This is a genomic window from Streptomyces sp. NBC_00090 (assembly GCF_045160815.1).
Lineage (GTDB): Bacteria > Actinomycetota > Actinomycetes > Streptomycetales > Streptomycetaceae > Streptomyces.
In genome coordinates, this window is the sequence record NZ_CP108224.1 from 5483833 (window position 1) to 5495363 (window position 11531).

The 11531-nt window shown below is 73.9% G+C and carries 11 protein-coding genes and 1 pseudogene; 9 read left to right on the forward strand and 3 right to left on the reverse strand.

Annotation, left to right across the window (positions count from 1 at the left end):
• Positions 1-72: 72 nt before the first annotated feature.
• The 7 genes from OG361_RS24650 (at position 73) to OG361_RS24680 (ending at position 7258) form a co-directional block, all read left to right on the forward strand.
• A complete protein-coding gene (locus tag OG361_RS24650; protein ID WP_405856828.1) occupies positions 73-933 on the forward strand; it encodes a bifunctional methylenetetrahydrofolate dehydrogenase/methenyltetrahydrofolate cyclohydrolase in 861 nt (286 codons plus the stop codon).
• A 2-nt stretch (positions 934-935) separates the two neighbouring features.
• Complete coding sequence (locus tag OG361_RS24655) at positions 936-1421, forward strand: DUF3017 domain-containing protein (protein ID WP_405856830.1); 486 nt, start codon at positions 936-938, stop codon at positions 1419-1421.
• Between the two features lie 266 nt (positions 1422-1687).
• The gene (locus OG361_RS24660) at positions 1688-2674 is read left to right on the forward strand and encodes a DUF2690 domain-containing protein (protein WP_405856832.1); all 987 of its coding nucleotides are present in this window, start codon (positions 1688-1690) and stop codon (positions 2672-2674) included.
• Between the two features lie 181 nt (positions 2675-2855).
• Complete coding sequence (locus tag OG361_RS24665; protein WP_384560302.1) at positions 2856-3845, forward strand: malate dehydrogenase; 990 nt, start codon at positions 2856-2858, stop codon at positions 3843-3845.
• 249 nt (positions 3846-4094) lie between these two features.
• Entirely contained in the window at positions 4095-5888 is a 1794-nt protein-coding gene (locus OG361_RS24670) for a hypothetical protein (RefSeq protein ID WP_405856834.1), read from the forward strand.
• Positions 5881-6279: a hypothetical protein gene (locus OG361_RS24675; RefSeq protein ID WP_405856836.1), complete on the forward strand. Its 399-nt coding sequence runs from the start codon at positions 5881-5883 to the stop codon at positions 6277-6279. Before OG361_RS24670 ends, OG361_RS24675 begins: the two co-directional genes overlap by 8 nt.
• A 1-nt stretch (position 6280) precedes the next feature.
• Positions 6281-7258 (forward strand): serine/arginine repetitive matrix protein 2, encoded by a 978-nt coding sequence (locus tag OG361_RS24680; protein WP_405856838.1) that lies wholly within the window; start codon positions 6281-6283, stop codon positions 7256-7258.
• Positions 7259-7313: 55 nt separating this feature from the next.
• Here OG361_RS24680 and OG361_RS24685 read toward each other — a convergent pair whose 3' ends face one another.
• Both OG361_RS24685 and OG361_RS24690 read right to left on the reverse strand, forming a co-directional pair.
• Positions 7314-8066 carry an isocitrate lyase/phosphoenolpyruvate mutase family protein gene (locus tag OG361_RS24685; protein ID WP_405856840.1) on the reverse strand — a complete coding sequence of 251 codons (753 nt, stop codon included), beginning with the start codon at positions 8064-8066 and terminating at the stop codon, positions 7314-7316.
• Positions 8063-8578: a carboxymuconolactone decarboxylase family protein gene (locus OG361_RS24690; protein WP_384560312.1), complete on the reverse strand. Its 516-nt coding sequence runs from the start codon at positions 8576-8578 to the stop codon at positions 8063-8065. Before OG361_RS24690 ends, OG361_RS24685 begins: the two co-directional genes overlap by 4 nt.
• Positions 8579-8625: 47 nt before the next feature.
• Between OG361_RS24690 and OG361_RS24695 the strand changes: the two genes are divergently transcribed.
• The gene (locus tag OG361_RS24695) at positions 8626-10029 is read left to right on the forward strand and encodes a PLP-dependent aminotransferase family protein (RefSeq protein ID WP_405856842.1); all 1404 of its coding nucleotides are present in this window, start codon (positions 8626-8628) and stop codon (positions 10027-10029) included.
• A 265-nt stretch (positions 10030-10294) separates the two neighbouring features.
• Here OG361_RS24695 and OG361_RS24700 read toward each other — a convergent pair.
• Positions 10295-11119, reverse strand: a pseudogene (locus OG361_RS24700) (hypothetical protein); the annotation flags it as partial.
• Positions 11120-11233: 114 nt separating this feature from the next.
• Here OG361_RS24700 and OG361_RS24705 point away from each other — a divergent pair.
• A complete protein-coding gene (locus OG361_RS24705; protein ID WP_405856844.1) occupies positions 11234-11530 on the forward strand; it encodes a hypothetical protein in 297 nt (98 codons plus the stop codon).
• Position 11531: the final 1 nt, after the last annotated feature.

Below are 11531 nucleotides of genomic sequence, written 5' to 3' on the forward strand. Positions count from 1 at the left end.
TGTCGCCCGTCGGTGAGGCCTCCGGCGCGAGCGAATTGGAACAAGGCAGGGGTCATCCGGGAGGATGTCTCCATGAGCGCCCAGATTCTCGATGGCAAGGCCACCGCAGCCGCGATCAAGACCGAACTGTCCGTCCGTGTGGCGGCCCTCAAGGAGCAGGGCGTCACGCCCGGCCTGGGCACCGTCCTCGTCGGCGACGACGCGGCCAGCCAGAAGTACGTGGCGGGCAAGCACCGCGACTGCGCCGAGGTGGGCATCGCCTCCATCCAGCGCCGACTGCCCGGCACCGCCACGCAGGAGGAGATCGAGGCGGTCGTACGGGAGCTCAACGAGGACCCGACCTGCACGGGCTACATCGTCCAACTCCCGCTGCCCAAGGGCATCGACGAGAACCGCATCCTGGAGCTGATGGACCCGTCCAAGGACGCGGACGGCCTCCACCCGACCAACCTCGGCCGGCTCGTGCTCAACGAGCCCGCCCCGCTGCCCTGCACGCCGAACGGTGTCATCACGCTGCTGCGCGCGCACGGCGTGGAGATCAACGGCGCCGAGGTCGTGGTCGTCGGCCGCGGTGTCACGATCGGCCGCCCGATGCCGCTGATCCTCACCCGCCGCTCCGAGAACGCGACCGTGACCCAGTGCCACACCGGCACCCGGGACCTGTCGGCGCACCTGCGCAACGCCGACATCATCGTCGCGGCGGCGGGCGTCCCCCACCTGATCAAGCCGGAGGACGTGAAGCCGGGCGCGGCCGTGCTCGACGTCGGCGTCTCGCGCAACGGCGAGGGCAAGATCCTCGGCGACGTGGACCCCGGCGTCGCCGAGGTGGCCGGCTGGATCTCCCCGAACCCGGGCGGTGTCGGCCCGATGACCCGCGCGCAGCTCCTCGTGAACGTCGTCGAGGCCGCCGAGCGCGCGGCCGCGGCGCTCTGAGCATGACCGCGAAGGGCGAACCGGCGAAGGGCGCGACGGCCAAGGGCGGCGCGGCCAACGGCGGTGCGGCCAGGGACGGCGCGGCCAAGGGGGTCGGGCGCCGGCCGCCCACCGTCACCACGGACACGGCGCGGCCCGAGGGCGGCGGCCGGGCTGCGCCCGGCGACGCCTCCGCGCCCGCTCGTCAGTGGCCCCTGCTGAGCGTCCTCGTGCTCGCCGGGATCGGCCTGGTCGTGGTGGGGACGGACCCGTTCCCGCAGGCGTTCCGGGTGGGCACGATCCTGGTCGGGGTGGCGCTGCTCCTGGGCGCCGTGATGCGCCGGGTGCTGCCGTCCGTGGGCATGCTCGCCGTGCGCTCCCGCTTCACGGACATGATCACGTACGGGGTCATGGGCGGCCTGATCGTGCTGCTCGCGCTCATGGTGCAGCCGGAGCCCTGGCTGCGGATCCCGTTCCTGGAGGACGTCCTGCACCTCACGGTGACCTAGGTACGGACTCGACGTGACGTAGGTGCGGCGCCCGCCCTCTCCCCCGTGGGAGGGCGGGCGCCGTCGTGATCAAGGGTCATGTACGCGCCAACGTGGTTCAAGCTCCGGCGGTGCGCTGTGGCACGGAAGTGACCATTCCGCCACCTCGTCCACGCATCCGGAGCGCGGATCGCTCCCCGGAACCCCCTCGGAGCTGCCATCCTTCGATGACGCAGGGCGGCAGGGCAGCAGGGGAGCCTGGGGAGCCTGGGACAAGGGGGTCGCACATGCCTGGCTGGAAGGCACTGTCGGACGAACTCGACCCGGACGTGCGCGCGTTCGTGGAGCGGCTCCGCAGGATGGTCGACCGCAGCGGCCTCGGCGTCACCGCCGTCGCCGAACGCACCGGACACGACCGGAGCGCGTGGGACGCCTATCTGAGCGCGCGTCGACCCGTACCCAGGAACGCCGTCGCGGCGCTCGCCGAGGTGACCGGATCCGACCCCGGAGACCTCGCGGAGGGATGGGAACGCGCCGAACGGGCCTGGGCGCGGAACGCAGGCCCCGCCGATCTCGCAGGTCCCGCCGGCCCCGCCGACTCCGCCGGTGCCGATGGTCCCGGAGACGACCGGACCATGCAGATCCGGCGCGTCGAAGGGGCCCCCTCCGCTTCCGCTCCCCGTTCCGCGTCTGCTTCCACTTCCCCTTCCGCGCCTGCTTCCCCTCCCTCCTCCCCGCGGCCCGACTCCCCGGCCCCGCGCCGCCGGGCCCTGCTCCTCTACGGCGCCGGGATCCTCGGCGCGCTCCTCGTCGTCACCGCCGCCCTGCTCCTCGTCGACCTGGGCGGTACCGGCGGTACGGGCGGTACGGACGACCGGGCCACCGCCCCGCCCTCGCCGACGGCCCCGACCGCCGCGCCCAGCACCAGCCTTCCCGCCGGGGTGAAGTGCGCGGGCCCCGGCTGCACGGGCCGGGACCCCGAGGCCATGGGCTGCGGCGGCACCCTCGCCACCACCGTCGCCCGCACCCGCGTCGGCACCGCCCGCGTCGAGGTCCGTCACAGCGCGACGTGCGCGGCCGCCTGGGCCCGCATCACCGGAGCCGTATCGGGGGACGCCGTCACGGTGGAGGTCGCGGGCGTCACCCGGAGGGCCGTGGTGCCCGCCGGGGCCGACACCGACGCGTACACCCCGATGGTCGCGGTCGGTTCGGGTGCGGAGGCGAGGGCCTGCGGGGCCCTCGCGGACGGGAGCGAGGGCTGCACCACGGAGTGACGGCGCCCGGCTCGGACGGGTGGCAGTGAGCCGGACCACAAGGGGGTGGGGCTTGGCGGGGGTCAGGGTCCGATAGCCTGACCGCTGGATATCTCTTCATGTCGAGACACCGATCGATCAAGAGGGCTATCCAGCACCAGGGGCAGGGACCCCCACCGCCAGCTGTCTTACGGAGATCGCCATGACCCGCACTCCCGTGAATGTCACCGTGACCGGCGCGGCCGGCCAGATCGGCTACGCGCTGCTCTTCCGCATCGCCTCGGGCCACCTGCTCGGCGCGGACGTGCCGGTCAAGCTGCGCCTCCTCGAGATCCCGCAGGGCGTGAAGGCCGCCGAGGGCACCGCCATGGAGCTCGACGACTGCGCGTTCCCGCTGCTCAAGGGCATCGACATCTTCGACGACCCGAGCAAGGGCTTCGAGGGTGCCAACGTCGCGCTGCTCGTCGGCGCCCGCCCGCGCACCAAGGGCATGGAGCGCGGTGACCTGCTCGCCGCCAACGGCGGCATCTTCAAGCCGCAGGGCAAGGCCATCAACGACAACGCCGCGGACGACATCAAGGTCCTCGTCGTCGGCAACCCGGCCAACACCAACGCCCTGATCGCCCAGGCCGCCGCCCCGGACGTGCCGGCCGAGCGCTTCACCGCGATGACCCGCCTGGACCACAACCGCGCGCTCTCGCAGCTCGCGGCGAAGACCGGCGCCTCCGTCGAGGACATCAAGCGCCTCACCATCTGGGGCAACCACTCGGCGACCCAGTACCCGGACATCTTCCACGCGGAGATCGCCGGCAAGAACGCCGCCGAGGTCGTCAACGACGAGGCGTGGCTGGCCGACACCTTCATCCCGACCGTCGCCAAGCGCGGCGCCGCGATCATCGAGGCCCGTGGCGCGTCCTCCGCCGCCTCCGCCGCGAACGCCGCCATCGACCACGTCCACACGTGGGTCAACGGCACCGCCGCCGGCGACTGGACCTCCATGGGCATCCCGTCGGACGGCTCCTACGGCGTCCCGGAGGGCCTCATCTCCTCCTTCCCCGTCACCTGTGTCGACGGCAAGTACGAGATCGTCCAGGGCCTGGAGATCAACGAGTTCTCCCGCACCCGCATCGACGCCTCGGTGCAGGAGCTGTCGGAGGAGCGCGACGCGGTCCGCGAGCTCGGCCTCATCTGAGCTCTGCCGACCTGAGGACCTGAAGACCCGAAGACCCGACGGCCGGAAGGCCGGAAGGCCTGAAGGTCCGAAGGCCTCCGGGCCTCGCAGGCCCCACAGTCCCGGCGCCCCCGGGCCGTACGACCGACCGTACGGCCCGGGGGCGCCGTTTTTCGCGCCGACAGGGCGCCCCCATCTCGCCTATGCTGTCCCACCGGTCCCGGCCAAGTGAGCCGGAAGAATGGGCAGTTCCGCATCATCGGGGGAGTCTTGGCGCAAGCGTCCGTACCTCAGCAGCCCGGCCGTCCACCCGGCTCACCACCGGCGGACCCGCCCGGCACCCCGCCGGGCGCGCCGCCGGCGGTCGACCCGCGCCGTTTACCCTCCGCCAGCGAGTCGACCCGCCTGCTCTGCGCGGGCACCTACCTCGACGACGGCTTCCGGGACACCGTCATCGACCAGCTGTACGTCCACGAGGAGCGCTTCGCCGCGCCCTCCCTCGGCTTCGACGCGAGCCGCGTCCTCGCCCACGCGCTGCGCGCCCGCCGCGTCGAACTCGCCTGGGCCGCCGGCATCCTCGCCCTCTGGATCGTCGCCTTCCCGCTCACCAAGGGCCTGGTCGTCCTCCTCGTCGTGCCCTTCCTGGTGCTCGGCCTCGCCCGCTGGATCCGCGGCCGGGCGGCCGCCGCACCCCTCTTCCGCGTCTTCCCGGCCCTCGTGCTGCGCTGGTACGGGCGGCTGATGCTCTTCCAGTCGGCCCTGGTCCTGCTCGTGCTCGCCTTCGCCGACGAGGAGACCCGCTGGGAGTTCTTCGGCGAGGTCGGTGAGGCGGGCGGCTTCCTCGGTCTGGTCTTCGCCCTGGCCGCCGAGGAGATGTGGGGCATCGGCAAGCTGGAGGTGTGGATCACCATCGCCGTGCCGCTGCTCGTGGCCTGGGCGGTGGCGACCCAGCGCGGCCAGTTCGCCCGCGCGCTCACCGAGGAGCTCTCCAAGGAGCGCTTCCCCGACCTCCGTTCCGACCCGGCCGAGCAGTCCGTGGGAGCCCGCTCCCGCCGCCTGCGCGACCGGATCCGGATCGAGCAGCACGCGCGACTCGTCATGTACGGCTCCGACGACCCGTTCTGCGGCGCCGGTGCCCCGTACGAGCCCTGGTCGCTCTCCATCGAGCTGCGCCCCCGCAAGAGCCTCGACGGCGCGGCGCCCGAGCCGCTCGACAACAGCGCGATCATGCGGCACGTCGTCCCGCTCGTGGAGGCGCTGCGCGTGCCCTCCGAGCACGGTTCGCCGCGGATCCAGGCCGCCGTACGGGACCGGCTGCGCGAGCTGGAGATCGACGAGGTCGTCTTCCTGCCCGTCGACGGGCTGCCGGCCCGCACGGCCGCCCCGTACACCCCCGAAGGCTTCGAGCTGCACCGCTCGGGCTCGATCGAGGAGGGCGGCGAGACCCGCCGCCACTTCCTCCGCATCCGGGTCGGCGGCTGGGGCGAGGAGATCGTCACCACCGTCTTCGTCCGCGTCCACACGCAGGGCGGCATGCTGATGCTGGAGGTCGCCCCGCACGTCCTGCGACCGGTGAAGCGGTTCTACCGGGACGCCGACCGGATCGCCCACCGCTACCGGCACAACCACCACTTCGGCAAGGCCGTCTGGGCGCTCGGCCAGACCCCGCGCTCCGCCGGGCAGGCCCTGGCCACGCTGGGGCGCGCGCTCGGCCACGGCTGGCGGCTGCTCACGGCGGGCCACACGAACGCGCTGCCCGAGGGGCCCTGGATCTCGGTCCGCGAGCGCGGCTCCGACGACGAGGCCTCCCTCTTCCAGGAGATGGACGTCAGCCGCTACCTGAAGAGCATTCAGGACCGGGTCGCGAACGGGGTGACCGTCGCCCTGCGCGAAGCCGGTTACGAGACCGCCGAGTTCGAGCAGAAGATCGTTCACGTGGCCGAGGGCGGCACCTTCATCGAGAACACCAAGGGCAACGTCACCCTCGGCAACCAGAACACCGTCACCAACAGGACGGTCACCAACAAGACCACCACTTCGACGACCGGAGGCGACCGTGGCTGACACCGGCACCGGTACCGGCAGCGGCAACGACAGGGGCCGCGGCGGCATTCACGTCACCAACACGAGCGGCAACGTCACCATCGGGGACCACAACACCGTCACCAACACGGTGACCGGCTCGGAGCCGGCCCGCGATCCGCAGCAGGAGGAGCTGCTCCAGGCGATCCGCCGGCTCCGCGCCGACCTCGGCGGTGTCGTCGCCTCCGAGCAGACGACCGCCCTCGACGCCGAACTCGCCGAGGCCGAGGACGAGATCGAGGACACCGGCCGGGCCGGTACGGGCCGCCTGACCCGGCTGCGCCGGGCACTGACGGACGCGGGCGCGGTGACGGGGATCCTCGCCTCGGGGGTGACCGTCGGCCAGGCCGTCGGCGCCCTGCTCGGAGGGTGAGATGAGCATCCGCTGGAACGACGAGACACAGAGCTGGGAGACGGGCGGGGGCGCTCCGGGCCCCGGCCCGGGCTCGGGCCCCGTCACGGGCGTCGGCCCCGGCCACGGTTCCGCCTCTGCCCCCGCGTCCGGTCTCGGCCCCGTCGTGCTTCCGCCGCCGCCTCCACCCTCGTACGCCCCTGAATACGCCCCGGAGCACTCCCCTGAGCACTCCCCGGAGTACGTGCCCGAGACGGGGGAGTGGCAGTACTCCACCGCATCGGCATCGGCACCGGCCACCGCCTCCCGGTCGCGCTCGCGCGGTGCGGTCGCGGCGGGGGTCGCCGTCGCGGTCCTGGCGGCGGGTTCGGTGGGCACCTGGCTGATCTGGGGCGGCGGCGAGGACGGGAAGTCCCCGGCGGCCGGCGGCCCGCCGGCCTCGGTCTCCGCACCGGACCCGGCCACGGAGTCCCCTTCGGACCCGTCCTCCCCGACGGACGAGCCCTCGCCCTCCGACTCCTCGTCCTCCGCCACGCCGATGGACGACGTCCCCCCGCCCGGCTACCGCGCCGTCGAGGACCTCAAGGGCTTCACGGTCGCGATACCCGAGGGCTGGGACCGCACCGAGTCCGACCAGGGCGTCTTCTACAACGCGCCGGACGGGCGGAGCCTCCTCCAGGTCTTCGTCGTCACCGAACCGGGCCTGACCCCGTACGAGGCCCTGCGCGGGGCGTCCGAGGACGGCAGGACCAACAAGCCGGGCTACGAGGAGATCAGCCTCGACCGGGTCACCGGCGAACCGGGCGCCCCGGCCGACGCCGCCGAGCTGGTCTACGCGTACTCCCGCGAGGGCGGCCGCCGCAAGGTGGTCGACCGCGCCTTCACGGCGGCGGACGGAAACCACTACGCGATCCTCTCGGCCGGCCCGGAGACCGACTGGCCCAAGCAGCGTGAGGTCCTCCGCGTGGCGCTGGACTTCTTCCGCCCGGGCGCGCACTGAGGGGCCGGCCCACCGGGGTCGGCATCGCGCTCGGCCCATGAGCGCGGCGCCGCGCTCAGTCCACGAGGGCGGTGGCGTCCCGGAGCTCCGTCGCCAGGGCCGTGAGATCGGCCGTGGCGCGGCGGAGCAGGCCGTCGCCGAAGGTGACGCGGGTCGCGCCCAGACGGCCCAGCTCCGTGAAGGACGGGCCGCCGGGCACCGACAGGGCGTTGAGGGGGAGGTCGCCGAGCGCGGCGCGCAGGGCCGGCAGGTCGGCGGGCGGGGCCGCGATCGGGTAGACGCAGTCCGCGCCGGCCTCCGCGTAGAGCCGGGCGCGGGTCACCGCCGCCTCCGCCGGTGCGGGCGTCCGCCGGATGTACACGTCCACGCGCGCGTTGACGAAGAGCCCCGGGCCCGCGGCCGCCCGTACCTCCGCCAGCCACTCCGCGTGGGCCCGCGGGTCCCTGAGCCCGCCGGCCGGGTCGCTGTCCTCCAGGTTCACCCCGACCGCGCCGGACTCCCGTACGCGCTCCACCAGCTCGGCCGCCGGCAGCCCGTAGCCGCCCTCCAGGTCCGCGGTGACGGGTACGGAGACCGAGCGGACGATCCGCGCCACCGCGGCGAACATCTCCGCCGCCGGTGTCTCCCCGTCCTCGTACCCCAGGGCGGCGGCGATCCCGGCGCTCGGCGTCGCGAGCGCCGGGAAACCGGCCTCCTCGAACGCGCGGGCGCTCACCGCGTCCCAGGGCCCCGGCAGCACCAGCGGAGCATCCGCCGGCCGGCCGTGGTGCAGCTCGCGCAGGGCCTCGGCGGTCGCGTGCCCGCTCACGAGGAGCGCGGGGTGTAGTGGCCGGGCGTCAACCGGGTCGTCACGCCGATCCGGTTCCAGGCGTTGATGGTGACGATCGCGGCGATCACCCGGGCCAGCTCGGTCTCGTCGAAGTGCTCGGCGGCGCGCGCGTACACCTCGTCGGGGACGAAGCCGTCGGTGAGGACGGTGACGGACTCGGTCAGCGCGAGGGCCGCGAGCTCCCGCTCGGTGTAGAAGTGGCGGGACTCCTCCCAGGCGGAGAGCTGCACGATCCGCTCGACGGACTCGCCCTCGGCGAGCGCGTCCTTGGTGTGCATGTCGATGCAGAACGCGCAGCGGTTGACCTGCGAGGCCCGGATCTTGATCAGGTGGTAGAGGGTCGGGTCGACGTCCTTGGCGGCGGCCGTCTCCAGCCGGATCATCGCCCGGTAGAACTCGGGGACCCGCTCGGCCATGGCGAGGCGGGGCGCGTGCTCGTGTGCGTACCCGCCCTTCTCCGCTGCGGTGGTGGTGGCGGTAGTCGTCGTCATGCTTCTCACCGTACGAGCGGGATGGCGCAGGAGTATGGTCCATTTCCATGGCGAACGACTGGGCCACTTTCGGGTCCGACCTCCATCTGGAACTGCGCGGACCACGCCTGCGCGCCGGACTCATGGACGCGCTCCGGGAAGCGGTGCGCAGCGGGCGCCTGGAGGCGGGCACCCGGCTGCCGTCCTCCCGGTCGCTCGCCGCCGACCTGGGCATGGCCCGCAACACCGTCGCCGACGCCTACGCCGAACTGGTCGCCGAGGGCTGGCTGACGGCCCGGCAGGGCTCGGGTACCCGGGTCGCCCGAAGGACCGCGCCGCGCAAGCAGGCCCCGCCGCCCCCGGCGCCCTCGCCCCGGCCCCTTCCCCGTCCCGGCGGCCCGGCGCACAACCTGAAGGCCGGCACCCCCGACCTCGCCTCCTTCCCGCGCGCCGAGTGGCTCAAGGCGTACCGCCGGGCGCTCACCGCCGCCCCGAACGAAGCCCTCGGCTACGGCGATCCGCGCGGCCGGATCGAACTGCGCACCGCGCTCGCCGAGTACCTCGCCCGCGCGCGGGGCGTGCACGCCCGGCCCGAACGGATCGTGATCTGCGCGGGCTTCGTGCACGGACTGATGCTGATCGGCGAGGTGCTGCGGGGCCGCGGGGTGCGGGACGTGGCGGTCGAGTCGTACGGCCTCGACGTCCACGCCGCCATCCTCACCAGGGCCGGACTCGGGACCCCGGCCCTGCCCTTCGACGAACGCGGCACCCGGGTCGAGGAGCTGACGGGCGCCGGGGGCGTCCTCCTGACGGCGGCCCACCAGTTCCCGCTGGGCGGCGCGCTGCCCCCGGACCGGCGGGCGGCCGTCGTCGACCGGGCGCGCGCCTCGGGGGGCTTCGTCCTGGAGGACGACTACGACGGGGAGTTCCGCTACGACAGACAGCCCGTGGGAGCCCTCCAGGGCCTCGACCCCGATCGGGTCGTCTACCTCGGTACCGCGAGCAAGTCCCTGGCCCCCGGGCTGCGGCTGGCGTGGATGGTGGTGCCGGAGAGCCTGGTGGGCGAGGTGGTGGCCGCGAAGGGGGCCGTGGACTGGGCGTCGAGCGCGCCGGACCAGCTGGCGTTCGCGGAGTTCCTGGGCTCCGGGGCGTACGACCGGCACGTACGGGCCATGCGGCTGCGCTACCGACGACGCCGGGACCAGCTGGTGGCGGCGGTGGCCGCGCACTCGCCGCAGACCCGGGTCAGCGGGATCGCGGCGGGCCTCCACGCCGTCCTCGCCCTCCCGCCCGGCACGGAACAGGAGGTCCTGAGGGCCGCCGCCTGGCACGGTCTCGCGGTCCAGGGCGTGAACCAGTTCCGCCGGCCCACCGTGGAGCCGACCCTGGACGGCCTGGTCGTCGGCTACGCCACGCCGCCGGACAGCGGCTGGCAGGGCGCGCTCCAGGCCCTGTGCCGGGTACTGCCCTGACCTGCCCCGAACCTGCCCTGACCTGCCCCGAACCTGACCGGCCCTGACCGACGCGGCCCGACCTGACCCGACCGACCCGACCGACCCGATCCGACCCGCCCCCGCCCTCGCCCCGTCAGGGCGTGCGGGGCCCCCGCTCGGGGGCCGGGGCCGCGCCCGCCCCTGCGTCCGTGTCCGTCCCCGTGCCCGCCCCTGCGCCCGCGTCCGCCCCCGCGTCCGTCCCTACGCCCGTCCCCGCGTCCGTGCCCGCCTCCAGGGTCTTCGGCTCGTCGGCGGCCCCCTCCGGCGCGGGCGGTTCGCCGAAGCGGGCCAGGGTCAGGGAGCCCGCCACGGCCACCGCGAAGCCGGTGACCGCCAGCCAGCCGAATCCCTCCCTCGTGCTGTCCCCGAGCCAGACCACCCCGACCACCGCCGGCCCGATCGTCTCGCCGAGCACCGCGCCCGCCGTCGCCGTGGTCACGGAGCCCCGCTGGAACGCCGAGGTCAGCAGCAGGAACGCCGCCCCGCCGCCCACGAGCAGCGCGTACCAGACCGGATCGGTGAAGTCGATGCCGTCGATCAGGCGGACCGCCACCTCCACCACCCCGAATCCGAAGCCCGCCCCGAGGCCGAGGACGAGCGCACGCGGCTTCTCCGGCAGCCGGCCCGCCACCACACCGAGCAGCAGCACCCCGAAGGAGACGGCGAGCAGCGCCCACCGCAGTGCCTCCGAGCCGTCCTCGTGGCCCTCCTTCCCCGAGGCGAACGCCAGCATCGCGAGCCCCGCACACACCACGGCGACGGCCGCCCACTCCACCCGGCTCAGCCGCACATGGAGCAGCCGCGAGGCGATGACCGCCGTGACGGCCAAGCTCGCGGCGAGCGCCGCGCCCACCGCGTAGATGGGCAGCGTCCGCAGCGCCACGATCTGCAGCGCGAAGCCCAGGGCGTCCATCCCGAGACCGGCGATATAGCGCCACTGCCGCAGCGCCCTCCACATCAGGGCGACGTCGACGCCCCCGCCCGTCCCCGGCTCCGTGGCACGGGCCGCCATCGCCTGGAAGACAGAGGCCGCGCCGAAGCAGAAGGCCGAAGCAAGCGCACAAATCATCCCGAGAAGCACGAAACGACTCTAGGGCGTGAGGCCGGAAATCACCGGCCTACACTGTGCGGTCGCGACTGTCGTGGCCACGACGGCCACGACCGCGAAGGGGAGGCGACGGACATGCGGAGGCTGAGGTCGAGCACGGTGGTGCTCGGCGGGATGGGCGTGCTCGCGGCGACGATCACCGCGTGCGGTTCGGAACCGGACAAGCGGTGTGTCGACCCGCTGACCCGTGAAGAGCTGCCCAGCTACCAGTGCGAGAGCGGTGGCGGCGACGACGACGATGACGGCACCACGCACCGGGGCTCGTACTACTACGGCGGTGCCGTCCGGAGCGGCAAGGTGAGCGGCGGCAGCTTCAGCAAGGCGGCCGTCGACACCGGCGGCTTCGGCTGTTCGGGCTCCGGCGGCGGCTGAG

Bases quoted from the DNA above. Each gene is read 5' to 3' on its own strand.
- OG361_RS24695 (WP_405856842.1), top strand. From the start codon at position 8,626: ATGGCGAACGACTGGGCCACTTTCGGGTCCGACCTCCATCTGGAACTG.
- OG361_RS24660 (WP_405856832.1), top strand. From the start codon at position 1,688: ATGCCTGGCTGGAAGGCACTGTCGGACGAACTCGACCCGGACGTGCGC.
- OG361_RS24655 (WP_405856830.1), top strand. From the start codon at position 936: ATGACCGCGAAGGGCGAACCGGCGAAGGGCGCGACGGCCAAGGGCGGC.
- OG361_RS24650 (WP_405856828.1), top strand. From the start codon at position 73: ATGAGCGCCCAGATTCTCGATGGCAAGGCCACCGCAGCCGCGATCAAG.
- OG361_RS24690 (WP_384560312.1), bottom strand. From the start codon at position 8,578: ATGACGACGACTACCGCCACCACCACCGCAGCGGAGAAGGGCGGGTAC.
- OG361_RS24680 (WP_405856838.1), top strand. From the start codon at position 6,281: ATGAGCATCCGCTGGAACGACGAGACACAGAGCTGGGAGACGGGCGGG.
- OG361_RS24705 (WP_405856844.1), top strand. From the start codon at position 11,234: ATGCGGAGGCTGAGGTCGAGCACGGTGGTGCTCGGCGGGATGGGCGTG.
- OG361_RS24665 (WP_384560302.1), top strand. From the start codon at position 2,856: ATGACCCGCACTCCCGTGAATGTCACCGTGACCGGCGCGGCCGGCCAG.